Origin of the sequence: Modestobacter marinus (assembly GCF_019799945.1) — a bacterium.
GTDB classification, from domain to species: Bacteria; Actinomycetota; Actinomycetes; order Mycobacteriales; family Geodermatophilaceae; genus Modestobacter; species Modestobacter marinus_B.
The window spans coordinates 120,518-138,227 of the sequence record NZ_JABGCH010000003.1; the positions used below are offsets into that span (position 1 = coordinate 120,518).

The window sequence follows — 17,710 nt, forward strand, 5'->3', positions numbered from 1 at the left end:
GATCGACGTCGTCTCGTCCGGACGGCGTCCCCGTCGCCCGGTGGGGCAACCCTAGCCGCGCGGGCCGACGGTCGTGCTCCGCGGACGGGACGGCCTCAGCCCCGGCGCCGGATGATCGCCCGCAACTTGGCCAGCCGGGCGGCGATCTGCGCCTCCACGCCCCGGCCGGTGGGCCGGTAGTAGTCGCGGCCGACCAGGGCGTCCGGCGGGTACTGCTGTGGGACGACGCCGTCGGGATGGGCGTGCGGGTACACGTACGTCTTGCCGTGGCCGAGCTTCTTCGCGCCGGCGTAGTGCGCGTCGCGCAACCCCGACGGCACCGGGCCGGCCAGTCCGGCCCGCACGTCGGCGACGGACTCGCCCATGGCCACGGTGACGGCGTTGGACTTCGGGGCGGTGGCCAGGTGGACGACGGCCTGGGCGAGCGGGAAGTGCCCCTCGGGCATGCCGATGAAGGCGACGGCATCGGCGGCGGCGACCGCGGTGAGCAGCGCGGTCGGGTCGGCCATGCCGATGTCCTCGCTGGCGGAGATGACCAGGCGCCGGGCGATGAACCGGGGGTCCTCCCCCGCCTCGACCATGCGGGCCAGGTAGTGCAGCGCCGCGTCGACGTCGCTGCCCCGGATCGACTTGATCAGCGCGCTGGCGATGTCGTAGTGCTGGTCGCCGGAGCGGTCGTAGCGCACCGCTGCCTGGGCGACCGCCGTCTCCAGGGTCGGCAGGTCGATCTCGGTCACCCCCGTGGCCAGCGCGGCGCCTGCGCCGGACTCCAGCGCGGTCAGCGCCTTGCGCCCGTCCCCCCCGGCGATGCGGACCAGGTGCTCCTCGGCCTCGGCGTTCAGCGTCACCGCGCCGTCCAGGCCGCGGTCGCTGGTGAGCGCCCGGCGCAGCAGCGTGCGGACGTCGTCGTCGGACAGCGGCTGCAGCGCCAGCACCAGGCTGCGCGAGAGCAGCGGGCTGACCACCGAGAAGAAGGGGTTCTCGGTGGTCGCCGCGATCAAGCTGACGATCCGGTCCTCGACCGCGGACAGCAGGGAGTCCTGCTGGGTCTTGGAGAACCGGTGCACCTCGTCGATGAACAGCACGGTGCGCCGGCCGGCCATGGTCAGCTCGCGCTTGGCGGAGGTGATGACGGCGCGCACCTCCTTGACCCCGGAGTCCAGCGCCGACAGCTGCACGAACTGCCGCTTGGTGGCCAGCGAGATGACGTGCGCGAGCGTCGTCTTGCCGGTGCCGGGCGGACCGTGGAGGACCAGCGACATCGGCTCGTCGGCCTCGACCAGCCGGCGCAGCGGGGCCCGCGGGCCGAGCAGGTGCTGCTGCCCGACGACCTCGTCCAGCGACCGCGGGCGCATCCGCACCGCCAGGGGGGCGCCCGGGTCGAACGACGGCGCCTCCTCGGCCGGCGGGTCGAACAGCGAGCTCATCGCGTCCCCGGCTCGCTCCCGCGGTGCGCTCCGCTCCTCGCTCGTCCCTCGCTGCGATGCTCACGCACCTGTCCGCTCACGGTTCCCGACGCTACCCGCGGGGCACGACGATCCCGTGCAGCAGCGACGCCTCGGGAAGACCACGGTCAGCGCGATCGGCCTGGGGGCGATGCCCCTCTCGACCAAGGAGGACCGCCCGTCACCGGAGGACGCGATCGCGACCGTCCACGCCGCCCTGGACGCCGGGGTCACCCTCATCGACACCGCGGACGCCTACGCCCGGGACGAGTCGGAGTTCGGCCACAACGAGGATCTCGTCGCCCGGGCGCTCGCCGGGTACGGCGGCGACACCTCCGGCGTGCTGGTCGCCACCAAGGGCGGGCACACCCGCCGCGGCACCGACTGGGAGCTGGACGGGACCCCCGCGTACCTGCGCCGGGCCTGCGAGGGGTCGCTGCGCCGCCTCGGGGTGGAGGCCATCGGGCTCTACCAGTTCCACCGCCCGGACCCGGCCACGCCGTGGGAGGAGACCATGGGCGCGCTGCGCGGGCTGCACGACGACGGGCTGGTGCGCATGGTCGGGATCTCCAACGCCGACGTCGCCCAGATCGACGCCGCCCGCGCGATCGTCGGCCCGGCGCTGGTGAGCGTGCAGAACCAGTTCTCGCCGGGCTACCGCTCCTCGGCGGGTGAGCTGGCGCACTGCGCGGAGGTCGGGCTCGCCTTCCTGCCGTGGAGCCCGTTCGGGGGCATCTCCTCGGCGAAGTCGCTGGAGTCCACCGCCGACGAGTTCGCCGCGGTCGCCGAGGAGCTCGGCGTCTCGGTGTACCGGGTGACGCTGGCCTGGCACCTGGCGCAGGCCGACGTCGTCCTGCCGATCCCCGGCGCCTCCCGCCGGGAGTCGATCCTGGACTCGGCCGCCGCCGCGGACCTGCAGCTCAGCCCCGAGCAGCTGGCCCGGCTGAACGCCGCCTGACCCTTACCGCTCCCGCGTTGATCATCGGCGAACGGCTCGTCTCATCGGCGTGTCGAGCGACCATTCGCCGATGATCAACGCGGGTAGGGGCGTGATCCACAGGCCCGGCACGAATCCACAGATGCCCGCAGGGTGGTGCGGCGATCAGCCCTTGCCGCCAGCGTGGACCCATGCCGCCAGCCGAGCCGTTCACCGTCGCCGCCGCACGGGGTCTGGGGCTCACCCGCGGTCAGCTCCGCCGGCCCGAGTACGTCCGCCTCGCCCACGGTGTCGTGGTGCGCCTCGACGACGCGCTGGACGAGGAGGATCGGCTGCGCCTGCTGGCCACCGTGCTCCCCGCCGACGCGGCGTTCAGTCACCGGACGGCGGCCGCGCTGCTCGGCGCGCCGGTCGACCCTCCGGCCAGGCCGCACCTGGCCCTGACACCGCGCCGCGTGCTCCCGCAGCACACCGGGTTGGTCGTCCACGGGCGCCGGCTCGGGCCGGCCGACGTCGTGGTCCACCACGGGCTCCGCCTCACGTCCGGCGCGCAGACGTTCCTCGATCTCGCCGCCGTCCTCCCCGCCGCCGAACTGGCCGCGGTCGGCGACGCGCTCTGGCGCGAGCGTCACCTGGACCCGATGCGACTGGGCGAGCGACTGCGCCGCGCCGATCGGGTCCGGGGCGTCGTCCGCGCCCGGCAGGTGGCGCCGCTGCTCAGCCCGCTGGCGCAGTCCCGCCCGGAGAGCCTGATCCGTTGGTGGCTGACAGCCAGCGACCTCCCGACCCCTCGACCTCAGGTGGAGGTGCACGACGGGACGGGCCTGGTGGTCGCGCACGGCGACCTTGGTTACAGCGACTGGAAGGTCCTGCTCGAGTACGAGGGACGCCACCATGCGGAGGCGGAGCAGTTCGGTCGGGACATCCACCGCTACTCGCTGATGGCGGCCGACGGCTGGCTGGTGCTGCGGTTCGCCACGCAGCACCTCGGCTCCCCCTGGACCGTGGTGGCGCGGACCCGGGCCGCGCTGGTCAGCCGTGGCTGGCGGCCGGCGCCCCGTTGATCATCGGCGAACGGCCGCCCGACACGCCGCTGGGTCGAGCCGTTCGCCGATGATCAACGGGCTGTCAGGAGTGGGCCGGGTTGGTCGGGCCCGGCGCGCCGGGCTCCCCGGGCAGCGGCTTCTCCTCCGGCTTCGCGTCGATGCCGGCCTCCGTGCGTTGCGCCTCGGTGATCGGCGTCGGGGCACCGGTGAGCGGGTCGTACCCGGCACCGGTCTTCGGGAAGGCGATGACCTCGCGGATCGACTCCACCCCGGCCAGCAGGGCGCAGGTGCGGTCCCAGCCGATGGCGGCGCCGGCGTGCGGCGGCGGCCCGTACTCGAAGGCCTCGAGGAAGAAGCCGAACCGCTCGCGGGCCTCGTCCCGGGACATGCCCAGGGTCTCGAACACCCGCTCCTGCACCTCGGCGTCGTGGATGCGGACCGACCCGCTCATCAGCTCGTTGCCGTTGCACACCAGGTCGTAGGCGTCCGACAGCGCCCCGCCCTTGTCGTCGGCGAACTTGTCCCGCCACTCGGGGGTGGGCGAGGTGAACGGGTGGTGCATGAAGGTCCAGTCGCCGTCCTCGGTCTGCTCGAACATCGGGAAGTCGACGACGAACAGGAACGACCAGCTCCGCGGCTCGATCAGCTCCAGCCGCCGGGCCACCTCGTTGCGGGCGGCCCCGAGCAGCTCCTGGGACGAGCGGCGCGCGCCGGCGGCGAAGAACACGCAGTCGCCCGGCTTCGCCCCCACGGCCTCGACCAGCCCGGCTCGCTCGGACTCGGAGATGTTCTTGGCCACCGGCCCGCCCAGCGTGCCGTCCTCGGCCACGGTGACGTAGGCCAGGCCCTTCGCGCCGCGCGAGCGGGCCCAGTCCTGCCAGGCGTCGAAGGCCCGGCGCGGCTGGGCGCCTCCGCCGGGCATCACGATCGCCCCGACGTAGGGCGACTGGAACACCCGGAACGGCGTCTCGGCGAAGTAGTCGGTGAGCTCGGTCAGCTCGGTGCCGAACCGCAGGTCGGGCTTGTCCGAGCCGAACCGGTCCATCGCCTCGCGGTACGTCATCCGCTCGATCGGCGGCACCTCGTACCCGGCGAGCTCCCGCCACAGGGCCCGGATGACGCTCTCGGCCACGGCCAGGACGTCGTCCCGGTCGGCGAAGCTCATCTCGAAGTCCAGCTGGGTGAACTCCGGCTGCCGGTCGGCGCGGAAGTCCTCGTCCCGGAAGCACCGGGCGATCTGGTAGTACCGCTCCAGCCCGCTGATCATCAACAGCTGCTTGAACAGCTGCGGGGACTGGGGCAGCGCGTACCAGCTGCCCGGCTGCAGCCGCACCGGGACGACGAAGTCCCGGGCGCCCTCGGGGGTGGACCGGGTGAGGGTCGGGGTCTCCACCTCGACGAAGCCGAGGGTCGCCATCGCGCCGCGGGCGATCCGGTTGACCTCGCTGCGCAGCCGCATCGCCCGGGCGGGACCCTGCCGGCGCAGGTCGAGGTAGCGGTACTTGTAGCGGACGTCGTCCCCCGCCGCCTGCGAGGTCTCGATCGGGAACGGCAGCGGCGCCGAGGGCGACAGCACCTGCAGCGAGGAGGCGACGACCTCGATCTCGCCGGTCGGCAGGTCGGGGTTCTCGTTGCCCTCCGGACGGCGCTGCACCTGCCCGGCGACGAGCACGCAGTACTCGGCGCGCAGGTGGTGCGCCTCCTCCTCGCGGACGACGACCTGGGCGTAGCCCGAGGCGTCCCGCAGGTCGAGGAAGACGACCCCGCCGTGGTCGCGCCGGCGGGCGACCCAGCCGGCGAGGGTGACCGTGGAGCCGGCGTCGGACGCGCGCAGCGCCCCGGCCTCGTGGGTGCGGAGCACGTGAGGACCTTTCTCAGAGGGAAGGGTTCACCAGCGGTCGTGCACGTGCGCGCGGATGCGCTCGTCGTACACGCGCTCGAGGTCGGCGAGCTGGGCGTCGGTGAGCGGCGGGAGGGAGGCGGCCGCCACGTTGTCCAGCGCCTGCTTGATGTTGCGCGCGCCGGGGATGACGGTGGTGACCCCGGGCTGGTCGATCACCCAGCGCAGCGCGAAGGCGGCGGTGGACTCCTCGGGGCCGGCGATCTCGGCGACCTCCCGGGCCGCGGCGACGCCCACCTCGAAGGGCACCCCGGAGAAGGTCTCGCCGACGTCGAAGGCCTCACCGTGGCGGTTGAAGGTGCGGTGGTCGTCGGCGGCGAACGTCGTCGACTCGTCGTACTTGCCGGTGAGCAGCCCGCTGGCCAGCGGGACCCGGGCCAGGATGCCCACCTCCGCCCGCTGGGCCGCGGGCAGCAGCTCCTCCAGCGGCTTGCGCCGGAAGACGTTGAGGATGACCTGGACGGTCTGCACGCCGGGGTGCTGCAGGGCGGTCAGCCCCTCCGCCACGGTCTCGACCGAGGCGCCGTACGCGGCGATCGCCTGCTCCTCGACCAGGGTGTCGAGCGTGTCGTAGACCCGCTCGTCGGAGAAGACGGCCGGCGGCGGGCAGTGCAGCTGCACCAGGTCCAGGGTGTCCATGCCCAGGTTGCGCCGCGACCGGTCGACCCAGGCCCGCAGGTTCTCCGGCGTGTACTGCTCGGCGACGAACGGGTCGGCCCGCCGGCCGACCTTGGTGGCGACGAACGGACGCTCCCCGCGGTCGGCCAGCGCGCTGCGGATCCGCTCCTCGGACCGGCCGTCGCCGTAGACGTCCGCGGTGTCCAGCAGGGTGACCCCGGCGTCGAGCACGGCGTCGAGGACGCCGGCGGCGTCGTGCTCGGACACGTTGCCCCAGTCCCCGCCCAGCTGCCAGGTGCCCAGGCCGACGACGGAGACGGCGGCACCGGTGCGGCCGAGCGGCCGGGTCTCGAGTGGAGTGCTGGAGGTCATGGGGCAACCGTCGCACGCACCCGGTCGAACAGCTCACCCAGGGGGACGGCGACCTGGTCCTGGCTCCGCAGGTCCTTCAGCTGCGCGACGCCCGCCGCGAGGTCCCGGTCCCCGAGCACCACCGCGTGCGAGGCCCCCGACCGGTCGGCGGCCTTCATGGCACCCTTGAGCCCGCGGTCGCCGTAGACGGTGTCGGCGGAGATCCCGGCCTCCCGCAGCTGCCCGACCAGCTTCACGGCCAGCCGCTTGGCCTCCGCCCCCAGCGGGACGACGAACGCCTGCACCCCCGCCGCCGCGCCGAGGTCGAGGCCCTCGGCCTGCACCGCCATCAAGGTGCGGTCGACGCCGACCGCGTAGCCGATCCCGGACAGGTCCGGGCCGCCCAGCGCGGCCGAGAGGCCGTCGTAGCGGCCGCCGCCGCCGATCGCCGACTGCGCACCGAGCCCGGAGTGGACGAACTCGAAGGTCGTCTTCGTGTAGTAGTCCAGCCCGCGGACCAGCCGCGGCGCCTCGGTCCACCGCACGCCGAGGTCGGTGAGGTACTGGCGGACGGCGTCGTAGTGCGCCTTCGTCGCGTCCGACAGGTGGTCGACCATCAGCGGGGCGTCGTCCAGCTGCGCCTGCACCTCGGGCCGCTTGTCGTCCAGCACCCGCAGCGGGTTGATCTCCGCCCGGCGCCGGGTGTCCTCGTCCAGGTCCAGCTTGGCGAGGTACTCGACCAGCAGCTCCCGGTACTGCGGCCGGCAGGTGGCGTCGCCGAGCGAGGTGAGCAGCAGCTCGAAGTCGCGCAGGCCCAGGTCCCGGAAGCCCTGGACGGCCAGCGCGACGACCTCGGCGTCCAGCGCGGGGTCGTCGACGCCGAGGGCCTCGCAGTCGACCTGCGTGAAGTGCCGGTACCGGCCGGCCTGCGGCCGCTCGTACCGGAACGCCGAGCCGACGGCCCACAGCTTCACCGGCAGCGCGCCGGCGTGCAGCCGGTGCTCGATGAACGCGCGCATCAGTCCGGCGGTGAGCTCGGGGCGGAGGGTGAGCGACCGGCCGCCGCGGTCGAGGAACGTGTACATCTCCTTGGAGACGACGTCGGTGGACTCCCCCACCCCGCGGGCGAACACCGCGGTCTCCTCGAACGTGGGGGTCTCGACGTAGCCGTAGCCGGCGCGCCGCAGCGGCGCGGTCAGCGCGTCGCGCACGGCCAGGAACCGGGCCGACTCCGGGGGCAGCGTGTCGAACGTGCCCTTGGGGGCGCTCAGCCCGCTCACAGTCCTCGTCCCTTCGGTGCGCCGGCCGCCTCGGCCAGGTACGGGTTGGTGGCGCGCTCGCGCCCGATCGTCGTCGCCGGTCCGTGCCCGGGCAGCACGACGGTGTCGTCGTCCAGCGGGAGGACGACGTCCTGCAGCGACTGCAGCATGTCCGCCCACGAGCCGCCGGGCAGGTCCACCCGACCCACCGAGCCGGCGAACAGCACGTCGCCGGCCAGCAGTCCGGGCGCGTCGGCGAGGTCGAGGGAGAAGACGACGGAGCCCGGGGTGTGCCCCGGGGCGTGCCGCACGGTGAGGTCCACCCCGGCGAGCGACAGCGTGGCGCCGTCCACCAGCGGCTCGACGTCCTCGGGGTCGGGCAGCTGCACGGCACCGGCCAGCGGAGCCAGTTGCGGGCCGTGCCAGCGCGCCGGGTCGGCGAGCATCCCGTCGTCGGCCGGGTGCAGGTAGGCCGGGATGCCGTACCCCGTGCAGACCGGCAGCACCGAGAAGGTGTGGTCCAGGTGCCCGTGGGTGAGGACGACGGCCACCGGGTGCAGGCCGCTCTCGGCGAGCATCCGGCCCAGCGGCTCGACGGCGTCCATCCCCGGGTCGACGACGACGCACTCCTGCCGCAGCGCCGACGACCCGGCCCGGGGGGCGACGGCGTAGCAGTTGGTGCCGAACGCGCCGGCGGGGAACGAGCGGATGAGCACCCGTGCAGGTTACGCGGGCGGCCGACGAGCCCAGCGCCGCTGCCGGGGTCGCACAGGGAGCCCGCCTAGACTGCGCCCTCGAGACCGCCGGGGCACCCAGTCGCGCGTCGCCCCGTGCCCGATCCGCACGTCCGAGGAGCCCGAGAAGAGTGCCGACCAACAAGCAGCGCCGTCAGGCCGCGCAGCGACGGCTGCAGCGCCAGCTCGAGCGGCGGGAGGAGCAGGCCAAGAAGCGCCGGCGCAACCTGCTGATCGGCGTGACGGCCCTCGCCGTGCTGGCCGTGGTGGCCGCGCTGTTCATCATCACCGGGCTCGACGACCCCGCGGACACCGCGGACACGGCCGGCGCGGCGAGCAGCGACTCGGCCGCCGAGAGTGCCCCCGCCGCCGCCGCGACCGCCACCAACGCCGACGGAACCGTGGCCTGCAACTTCATCCCCGACACGTCGGGCAACACGAACCTGACCGACGTCGGCACCCCGCCCGACGCGGCCAGCACGCCGACCACGGGCACGTCGACCTTGCGGATGAGCACCGATCAGGGCGACCTGACGCTGACCCTGGACCGGGAGGGGGCGCCGTGCGCGGCGTCGAGCTTCACCTACCTGGCCCAGCAGGGCTTCTTCGACGGCAGCAGCTGTCACCGTGAGGTCAACCAGGAGACCTTCGGCGTCCTCCAGTGCGGTGACCCGACCGGGACCGGGACCGGCGGCCCGAGCTACAAGTTCGGCCAGGAGGTCACCGCGGAGACGACCTACCCGCGCGGGACCATCGCGATGGCCAACAGCGGGACGCCGAACTCCACAGGCAGCCAGTTCTTCCTGTGCTTCACCGACACCCAGCTGTCGCCGGACTACACGGCGGTCGGCACCGTCGACGAGGCCGGCCTGGCCGTGCTGGACGCGATCGCCGCGGCGGGCAACGACGGGTCCTTCGAGCCGAGTCCCGGCGGGGGTGCCCCGAACACCCCGGTGACGATCACCTCGATGACCGTCGTGCAGTGATCAGCAGAAGGACCCCGCTGCCCCCCACGCCTCGCACGCTCGGGGCGGGACCCTGCAGCGGGGCCTGAAGAACAGCGACGGCCTGGCTCCTCACGGAGCCAGGCCGTTCTGCTGTTGCTACGCGGTGACGCGCTCGACGTCGAAGACACCGTCCACGTTGCGCACCGTCTGCAGCACCGAACCGAGGTGCGCAGGGTCGGCGAGCTCGAAGGTGAACCGGCTGATCGCCACCCGGTCGCGGCTGGTCTGCACCGAGGCGGAGAGGATGTTGACCCGCTCGTCGGCCAGCGCCCGGGTGACGTCGGACAGCAGCCGGTGCCGGTCGAGCGCCTCGACCTGGATCGCGACCAGGAACACCGCGCCGGGCTGGGACGCCCACTCGACCTCCACCAGCCGCTCCGGCTTGCGCTGCAGGTCGGCGGCGTTGGTGCAGTCGGTGCGGTGCACGCTGACGCCACCGCCGCGGGTGACGAACCCGAGGATGTCGTCGCCGGGCACCGGGGTGCAGCACTTGGCGAGCTTGGCCCACACCTCGGTCATGCCGTGCACGACGATGCCCGGGTCGCCGCTCGCCGAGCGGGCGACCGTGCGCTTGGTGGGGATCGCGGTCTCCGCGATGTCCTCCGCGGCGCCCTCGGACCCGCCCATCGCGGTGAGCAGCTTGTCGACCAGTGAGTGCGCCGAGACCTGGTTCTCCCCGACCGCGGCGTACAGCGCGCTGACGTCGGCGTAGTGCAGGTCGGCCGCGAGGGTGGCCAGCGCGTCCCCGCCCAGCAGCCGCTGCAGCGGCAGCCCGGCCTTGCGCATCGCCTTGGTGAGCGCCTCCTTGCCGGCCTCGATCGCGTCCTCGCGGCGCTCCTTGGTGAACCACTGGCGGATCTTGGTGCGCGCCCGGGACGACCCGACGAATGTCAGCCAGTCCTTCGACGGCCCGGCCGTGGGTGAGCGGGAGGTGAAGACCTCCACCACGTCGCCGTTGCTCAGCTTGCTGTCCAGCGAGACCAGGTTCCCGTTGACCCGCGCGCCGATGCACCGGTGCCCGACCTCGGTGTGCACCGCGTAGGCGAAGTCGACCGGCGTCGCAGCGCTGGGCAGGCTGATGACGTCGCCCTTCGGCGTGAAGACGAAGACCTCCTGCGGGCCCAGGTCGTAGCGCAGGGTCTCCAGGAACTCGCCGGGCTCCTGCGCCTCCCGCTGCCAGTCCAGCAGCTGGCGCAGCCACAGCATGTCGTCACCGGGGGTGCCCGGCATGGGCCCGGCCTCGACCTTGCCGCCGGCGCGGGCCTTCTCCTTGTACTTCCAGTGCGCCGCGATCCCGTAGTCCGCCGTGCGGTGCATGTCGTGGGTGCGGATCTGCAGCTCGACGGGCTTGCCCTGCGGGCCGATCACCGTGGTGTGCAGCGACTGGTACATGTTGAACTTCGGCATCGCGACGAAGTCCTTGAACCGGCCGGGCACCGGCTGCCAGTGGGCGTGCATGACGCCCAGCGCCGCGTAACAGTCGCGCACGGAGTCGACCAGGATGCGGATGCCGACCAGGTCCCAGATGTCGGTGAAGTCCCGGCCGCGGACGATCATCTTCTGGTAGATCGAGTAGTAGTGCTTGGGCCGGCCGGTGACGGTCGCCTCGATGTTGGCGGCCTTGAGCTGCTCGGTCACCTGCGCGGTGACCTCGGCGATGAAGGTGTCGCGGGACGGCGCGCGCTCGGCTACCAGCCGCACGATCTCGTCGTAGCGCTTGGGGTACAGCGTGGCGAACGCGAGGTCCTCGAGCTCCCACTTGATCGTGTTCATGCCCAGCCGGTGGGCCAGCGGCGCGAGGATCTCCAGCGTCTCGCGGGCCTTCTTCTCCTGCTTCTCCGGCGGGAGGAACCGCAGCGTGCGCATGTTGTGCAGCCGGTCGGCGAGCTTGATGACCAGCACCCGCGGGTCGCGGGACATCGCGACGATCATCTTGCGGATCGTCTCGGCCTGCGCCGCGTCGCCGAGCTTGACCTTGTCGATCTTGGTGACGCCGTCGACCAGGTGCGCAACCTCCGGGCCGAAGTCGGCGCGGATCGCGTCGAGGGTGACGCCGGTGTCCTCCACGGTGTCGTGCAGCAGGGCCGCGACCAGCGTGGTCGTGTCCATGCCCAGTCCGGCGAGCACGGTCGCGACGGCGAGCGGATGGGTGATGTACGGGTCGCCGCTCTTCCGCTTCTGCGCGGCGTGCGCCTCCTCGGCGACGTCGTAGGCCCGCTGCAGCAGCGCGAGGTCGGCCTTCGGATGGCTCTGCCGGTGCAGGGCGGCCAGCGGCTCGAGCACCGGCCGGATGCCGCTGGAGCGCTGCCCGGCGACGATGCGGCGGGCCAGCCGGTCCCGGACCCGACGGCGGGGTACGACCTCGTTCTCACCGGCCGGCTCGGGGGCGACGTCGTCCGGACGCTGGACCGTGGGCCGGTCGGGCAGCGCCGGGAGTTGCGGGGCCTGCTCGGCTGCGGGCGCGTCGGAGCTCCGGGGGGTCACGACGTCCGAGGCCACGGCGACTCCTGCACGGTCGAGGAGGGCAGGTCCATCGCCATGCTAGTCGTGCACGACCGGACGACGCCCGATCCGGCCACCCGGACGGGGGTGTCCCGGCTCAGCCTGTCTCCTGGCCTGACTCCGCGCCCCGGTCGGCTCCTCGCTCGTTCCTCGCTGCGATGCTCCCGGGGCTGTCGTCAGGCGTCCGGCACCCCGCACCGCAGCTCGTCCAGCCACACCCGGGCCGAGGCGTCCGACGGCGCGCGCCAGTCCCCCCGCGGGGACAGCGAGCCACCGGCGGACACCTTCGGCCCGTTGGGCATGGCCGACCGCTTGAACTGGCTGAAGGCGAAGAACCGCTGGCAGAAGACCTCCAGCCAGTGCCGGATCTCCGGCAGCCCGTACTGCTGGCGCCGCTCGGCCGGGAAGCCCGGCGGCCACTCCCCCGCCGCCACGTCGGACCAGGCGTGCAGCGCCAGGAAGGCGATCTTCGAGGGGCGCATGCCGTAGCGCAGCACGTGGAAGAGGGTGAAGTCCTGCAGGGCGTACGGGCCGACCTTCGCCTCGGTGCTCTGCACCGGCTCTCCCTCGGTGGCCGGCACCAGCTCGGGGCTGATCTCCGCGGCGAGGATCCGGGCCAGGGTCTGCAGCACCTCGTCGTCGAACTGCCGGGAGGAGATGACCCAGCGGATCAGGTGCTGGATCAGCGTCTTGGGCACCCCGGAGTTCACATTGTAGTGCGACATCTGGTCACCGACCCCGTAGGTCGACCAGCCCAGCGCGATCTCGGACAGGTCCCCGGTGCCCAGCACGATCCCGTTGCGCTGGTTGGCCAGCCGGAACAGGTAGTCGGTGCGCAGCCCGGCCTGGACGTTCTCGAAGGTGACGTCGTACACCGGCTCGCCGGCGGCCGCCGGGTGCCGCAGGTCGGTGAGCAGCTGGGTGGCCGCAGGGCGGATGTCCAGCTCCTCGAACGTGACCCCCAGGGCCCTGGAGAGCGCCACCGCGTTGCGCTTGCTCTCCTCGCCGGTGGCGAACCCGGGCAGGGTGAAGGCCAGGATGTCGCTGCGCGGCCGGCCGGCCCGGTCCATCGCCTGCGCGGCGACGATCAGCGCGTGGGTGGAGTCCAGTCCGCCGGAGACGCCGATGACCACCTTGGGCCAGCCGATCGCGCGCAGCCGCTGCTCCAGCCCGACGACCTGGATGTTGTAGGCCTCGTAGCAGTCCAGCGCGAGCCGCTCGGGGTCGGCGGGGACGAACGGAAAGCGGGCCACCCGGCGGCGCAGCCCGAGGTCGGCCGGGGACGGGTCCAGCCGGAACCCGATCCGGCGGTGCCCGGTCCGGGCGACGTGCGCCCGGCGGTTGTCGTCGAAGGTGCCCATCCGGGCCCGCTCGGCGCGCAGCAGGTCCAGGTCCACGTCGGCGACGGCGCGGCGCGGACCGTCGGGGAAGCGGTCGGTCTCGTCGAGCAGCACGCCGTTCTCGTAGACCATCGTCTGCCCGTCCCAGGACAGGTCGGTGGTCGACTCACCCTGCCCGGCGGCGGAGTAGACGTAGGCGGCCAGGCAGCGGATGGACGTCGCCTGCGCCAGGGTCTTGCGGTGGTCGGCCCGGCCCACGGTGATCGGGCTGCCGGAGAGGTTGGCCAGCACCGTGGCCCCGGCCAGCGCCGCCTCGGCGCTGGGCTGGACGGGGACCCACATGTCCTCGCAGATCTCCACGTGCAGCACCAGACCGGGCAGGTCCGTGGCGGCGAAGAGCAGGTCCGGGCCGAACGGGACGGTCGCGCCGCCCAGGGTGAGGGAGCCGCCCACCTCGTCCACGCCGGTGGCCAGCTGGCGGCCCTCGTAGAACTCGCGGTAGGTCGGCAGGTAGGACTTCGGGACGACGCCGAGCACCCTCCCGCGGTGCACCACCACGGCGGTGTTGTAGACCCGGTTCCGGTGCCGCAGCGGCGCCCCCACGACCAGCACCGGCCCGAGGTCCGCGGACGCCGCGACGACGTCGGCCAGCGCGGTCTCGACCGTGTCCAGCAGGGTGTCCTGCAGCAGCAGGTCCTCGATGGAGTAGCCGGTGAGGCACAGCTCGGGGAACACCGCCACCGCCACGCCGTCGTCTTGGCACTCGCGGGCCTGCGCGATGACCGACGCGGCGTTGGTGTGCGGGTCCGCGATCGAGATCGGGATGGTCACCGCGGCCACCCGGGCGAGCCCGTGCCGGTAGAGGGAGCGGAAGCCGTCGGCGCCCTGACTCGTCACGGGCCGATCATGTCATCCGCCGGTCAGGGCCTCAGGTCGTCCAGAGTGCGTGCACCGGGTACGGCGCGATGCGCTGCCGCCCACGGAGGGCGGCCAGCTCCACGACCACCGACACCGCGGTGACCACGCCGCCCAGCTGCGCGATCAGGGCGATCGCCGCCCCGAGCGTCCCGCCGGTGGCCAGCACGTCGTCGACGAGCAGCACCCGCTGGCCGGGCTGGATGGAGTCTCGGTGCAGCTCCAGGGTGGCGGTGCCGTACTCCAGCGCGTACTCCGCGCGCACCACCTCGCGGGGCAGCTTGCCGGCCTTGCGGACCGGGACGACGCCGGTGCCGGCGTCCAGCGCGACGGCGGCGGCGAGCAGGAAGCCGCGCGCCTCGACCCCGGCCACCACGTCGAAGCCCTGCCCGCCGGCCCCGCCGAGCGCCGCGGCCCGCGGGTCGACGTCGGCCGGCTGGGTCAGCGCGTCGATGACCCGCCGGTAGGCGGCGGCGTCGGCGAAGACCGGGGTCAGGTCCCGGAAGAGCACCCCGGGCTCCGGGAAGTCCGGGATGGTGACGGCGACGGAGGCGATCAGCTCGTCGATCGGCAGCTGCTCCTCCGCCGCCGGACCGATCGTCACCGGCGCTTCCGGCCGGCCGGCCGGGTGCCGGGCCGCTGGGGACGCTGGCCCGGCCGCGGGGCCGCCGTCCGGCCGCCCGGCGCGGTGCCCTGCACGGACGCCGGCGACTCGACCTGGACGTCGGCCTCCGGGCGCTCGGGCAGCACCTCGGTGCGCTCGGCGACCGCGACCGCCGACCGGCGGGCGGTCCCACCGGCGCGCCGGGCACTGGCGACCGGGCCGGCCGCCGGGGCGCCGCCCTGGCGCGCCTCGGCCGCGCGGCGGGCGAGGACCCGCTTGCGCAGCTGCTGCATCGCCGGCTCGCGCTCCACGAGCTCGGCCACGATCGGCGTCGCCAGGAAGATCGAGCTGTAGGCGCCGGCGATCAGGCCGACGAACAGCACGAGCGCGAGGTCCTTGAGCGTGCCCGCGCCCAGCAGCCCGGCGCCGACGAAGAGCAGGCCGGCGACCGGCAGCAGCGCGATCAGGGTGGTGTTGATCGACCGCATGAGGGTCTGGTTGACCGCCAGGTTCGCCGCCTCGCTGTAGGTGCTGCGAGCGGTCTTGTCCAGGTCCTTGGTGTTCTCGTCGACCTTGTCGAAGACCACCACGGTGTCGTACAGCGAGAACCCGAGGATGGTCAGCAGCCCGACCACGGTCGAGGGAGAGACCTCGAAGCCGATCAGCGCGTAGACACCGGCGGTCACCACCAGGTCGTGGATCAGCGCGGCGATGGCGCCGATGGCCATCGTGAACTGGAACCGGATGCCGAGGAACAGCACGACCGCGACGAGGAAGACGACCAGCGCCAGGAGCGCCTGGTTGGTGACGTCGCCGCCCCAGTCCGCGCTGACCGCCTGCACGCTGACGTCGGCCGGTGCGACCCCCGCCGCGTCGGCGACCGCCGCGACGACGGTCTCCTCCTGGGCGTTGTCCAGGGCGCTGGTGCGCAGCATCACCGAGTTGCCGCCCACCACCTGGGAGCTGGACACCTCGGCGCCGGCGTCCTCCGCGGCCTGCCGGATGTCGGCGAGCTCCTCGCTGCCGGCCGTCACCCGCAGGCTGTTGCCGCCGGCGAACTCGATGCTGAAGTTGAACCCGCGCACGAGCATGGCGAGGGCGCACAGCAGCACCACGACGGCGGTGACCTTGAACCAGAAGCGGCGCTTGCCCACCGCGTCCAGGCCCGCCTCGCCGTTGTAGAGCCGGTGGACCAGCGAGGCCCGCGGCGCGGGCGCCGCGGTGCTCCGGTCCGCGCCCTCCGTCGGCAGTCCGGCGTCGGCGAGCGCCTGGTCACCGGTGCTGTCGCCGGCGGCCTCGGCCCGCACGTCGACGTCGTCGACCTGCTCGTCGGCCGCGGAGCCCACGGGCACCGGGGCCTCCGCGGCGTCGCTGCGGTCGCGGGGGGTCATCGTGTGCTCCCGTTCGTGCTGCTGCTCCCGGCGCCGACGAGTTCCCGGCCGGACCGGGGAGCCGCGGGACGGCGGCTGTGGTCGACGTTGCCGAGGCCGGAGAAGCGGGTGGTGCCGAAGGCCTTGACCCGGCTGAGCACGGCCATCAGCGGATGGGTGAAGAGGAAGACGACGATCAGGTCCAGCACCGTCGACAGGCCGAGGGTGAAGGCGAAGCCCTTGACGTCGCCGATCGCCAGCCAGTACAGGATCGCCGCGGCCAGGAAGCTCACCGCATCGGCCGACAGGATGGTCCGGCGGGCACGCACCCAGGCCCGCGGGGTGGCGCTGCGCAGACTGCGGCCCTCGCGGATCTCGTCCTTGAGCCGTTCGAAGTACACGACGAACGAGTCGGCGGTGATGCCCACCGAGACGATGAACCCGGCGATGCCGGCCAGGCTGAGCGCGAAGCCGATCTCCCGGCCGAGCAGGACCAGGCAGGCGTAGACGACGACCGCGGACAGCAGGAGGCTGGCGATCATCACCAGGCCGAGGATCCGGTAGTAGAACAGCGCGTAGACGAACACCAACGCGATGCCGATGGCCCCGGCGATCAGGCCGGCCCGCAGCTGCTCGCTGCCGAGCTCGGTGGAGATCGACTGCGCCGTCGCCTGGGTGAAGGTCAGCGGCAGGGCGCCGTACTTCAGCTGGTTGGCCAGCTCCGTCGCCTCGGCCTCGGAGAAGTTGCCGGTGATCTGCGTCGTGCCGCCGGCGATCACGCCGTTGATCGTCGGTGCGGAGACCACCCGGCCGTCGAGGGTGATCGCGACGTTGTTGCCGACGTTGGCGGCGGTGTACTCGGCCCAGGCGGCCGACCCGGCCGAGTTGAAGTCCAGGTTGACCACCCAAGCGCCGGTGGTGGACTCGGTCCCCGCCGTCGCGTCGGTGATGTCGGTGCCCTCGATGACCGCCGGGCCGAGCAGGAACTTCGCCGTGCCGTCGTCGGAGCAGGCCGCGATGTGGTCCTCGGCCCGGTCGACGGTCGTCGTGGTCGTGTCGCAGGTGAGGGTGGCGTAGGCGGCCGCCGCCTGCTCCTGGGTCACGACCGGGGCGTCGGCGTCGGGGATGCTCGGGTCGGTGGCCGCGCCGCTGCCGGTGGCCGCCGGGTCGGTGGTGGCCGGCGCGGACTCGCTGGGCTCGGCCTCCGCCGAGGGCGCCGCTGAGTCGGTCGGCTCCGCGGAGGTGGGCGCGGCCGAGTCGCTCGGCGTGGCCGAGGCGGAGTCGTCGGCCGGGGTGGCGGCCTCCGGGCCGGTGAGGACGGGACGGAACCGCAGCTGCGCGGTAGCCCCCAGCTCCCGGGCCTGGTCGCCGTCCTCGCCGGGGACGGAGATGACGATGTTGCTGTCGCCCTCGGTGACGACCTCGGCCTCGGCGACGCCGAGGCCGTTCACCCGCTGCTCGATGATCTGGCGCGCGAGCTCGAGGTCCTCGGTCGCGGGCGCCTTGCCGTCGGGCGTGCGGGCGGTGAGCGTCACGGTGGTGCCGCCCTGCAGGTCCAGGCCGAGCTGCGGGGTGCGCTGGTCACCGGTGAGGAAGATCAGCGCGTACATCGTCGCGATGATCAGGATGAACGCCGCGAAGTAGCGGCTGGCGGGGAGCTGTCGGGCGGCCATGCGAGCGCC

General features: G+C 73.4%; 13 protein-coding genes. 3 read left to right on the top strand and 10 right to left on the bottom strand.

Annotated elements, in window-relative coordinates; all coding sequences use genetic code 11:
* Window positions 1–95: 95 nt before the first annotated feature.
* Window positions 96–1,427 carry a replication-associated recombination protein A gene (locus HK417_RS04110; protein WP_222263610.1) on the bottom strand — a complete coding sequence of 444 codons (1,332 nt, stop codon included), beginning with the start codon at window positions 1,425–1,427 and terminating at the stop codon, window positions 96–98.
* 115 nt (window positions 1,428–1,542) lie between these two features.
* Between HK417_RS04110 and HK417_RS04115 the strand changes: the two genes are divergently transcribed.
* Both HK417_RS04115 and HK417_RS04120 read left to right on the top strand, forming a co-directional pair.
* Entirely contained in the window at window positions 1,543–2,403 is an 861-nt protein-coding gene (locus tag HK417_RS04115; protein WP_222263613.1) for an aldo/keto reductase, read from the top strand.
* A 170-nt stretch (window positions 2,404–2,573) separates the two neighbouring features.
* Window positions 2,574–3,446, top strand: coding sequence for a hypothetical protein (locus HK417_RS04120; protein WP_222263616.1), 873 nt, complete (start codon window positions 2,574–2,576; stop codon window positions 3,444–3,446).
* 64 nt (window positions 3,447–3,510) lie between these two features.
* Here HK417_RS04120 and aspS read toward each other — a convergent pair whose 3' ends face one another.
* The 4 genes from aspS to HK417_RS04140 are packed head-to-tail and all read right to left on the bottom strand — an operon-like array spanning window position 3,511 to window position 8,272.
* Window positions 3,511–5,289, bottom strand: a complete 1,779-nt coding sequence (aspS, locus tag HK417_RS04125) for an aspartate--tRNA ligase (protein ID WP_222263619.1) — start codon at window positions 5,287–5,289, stop codon at window positions 3,511–3,513.
* Between the two features lie 27 nt (window positions 5,290–5,316).
* Complete coding sequence (locus tag HK417_RS04130; RefSeq protein WP_222263622.1) at window positions 5,317–6,318, bottom strand: aldo/keto reductase; 1,002 nt, start codon at window positions 6,316–6,318, stop codon at window positions 5,317–5,319.
* On the bottom strand, window positions 6,315–7,577 hold the full coding sequence (gene hisS / locus HK417_RS04135; RefSeq protein ID WP_222263625.1) for a histidine--tRNA ligase: 1,263 nt from the start codon (window positions 7,575–7,577) through the stop codon (window positions 6,315–6,317). Before hisS ends, HK417_RS04130 begins: the two co-directional genes overlap by 4 nt.
* Window positions 7,574–8,272 carry an MBL fold metallo-hydrolase gene (locus tag HK417_RS04140; protein ID WP_222263628.1) on the bottom strand — a complete coding sequence of 233 codons (699 nt, stop codon included), beginning with the start codon at window positions 8,270–8,272 and terminating at the stop codon, window positions 7,574–7,576. The genes hisS and HK417_RS04140 overlap by 4 nt, the downstream gene beginning before the upstream one ends.
* Window positions 8,273–8,421: 149 nt before the next feature.
* On the opposite strand from HK417_RS04140, the gene HK417_RS04145 reads away from it, so the two are divergent.
* On the top strand, window positions 8,422–9,276 hold the full coding sequence (locus HK417_RS04145; RefSeq protein WP_222263631.1) for a peptidylprolyl isomerase: 855 nt from the start codon (window positions 8,422–8,424) through the stop codon (window positions 9,274–9,276).
* A gap of 117 nt (window positions 9,277–9,393) precedes the next feature.
* Here HK417_RS04145 and HK417_RS04150 read toward each other — a convergent pair whose 3' ends face one another.
* From HK417_RS04150 to secD, 5 genes are all read right to left on the bottom strand, one after another.
* Window positions 9,394–11,796 carry a RelA/SpoT family protein gene (locus tag HK417_RS04150; RefSeq protein WP_222263634.1) on the bottom strand — a complete coding sequence of 801 codons (2,403 nt, stop codon included), beginning with the start codon at window positions 11,794–11,796 and terminating at the stop codon, window positions 9,394–9,396.
* Window positions 11,797–11,975: 179 nt separating this feature from the next.
* Window positions 11,976–14,036 carry an NAD(+) synthase gene (locus HK417_RS04155; protein ID WP_222263637.1) on the bottom strand — a complete coding sequence of 687 codons (2,061 nt, stop codon included), beginning with the start codon at window positions 14,034–14,036 and terminating at the stop codon, window positions 11,976–11,978.
* Window positions 14,037–14,067: 31 nt separating this feature from the next.
* A complete protein-coding gene (locus HK417_RS04160) occupies window positions 14,068–14,658 on the bottom strand; it encodes an adenine phosphoribosyltransferase (RefSeq protein WP_439957903.1) in 591 nt (196 codons plus the stop codon).
* Window positions 14,655–16,049: a protein translocase subunit SecF gene (gene secF / locus HK417_RS04165; RefSeq protein WP_222263640.1), complete on the bottom strand. Its 1,395-nt coding sequence runs from the start codon at window positions 16,047–16,049 to the stop codon at window positions 14,655–14,657. The genes HK417_RS04160 and secF overlap by 4 nt, the downstream gene beginning before the upstream one ends.
* Window positions 16,046–17,701: a protein translocase subunit SecD gene (secD, locus tag HK417_RS04170; protein ID WP_222263643.1), complete on the bottom strand. Its 1,656-nt coding sequence runs from the start codon at window positions 17,699–17,701 to the stop codon at window positions 16,046–16,048. Before secD ends, secF begins: the two co-directional genes overlap by 4 nt.
* Between the last annotated feature and the right edge of the window lie 9 nt (window positions 17,702–17,710).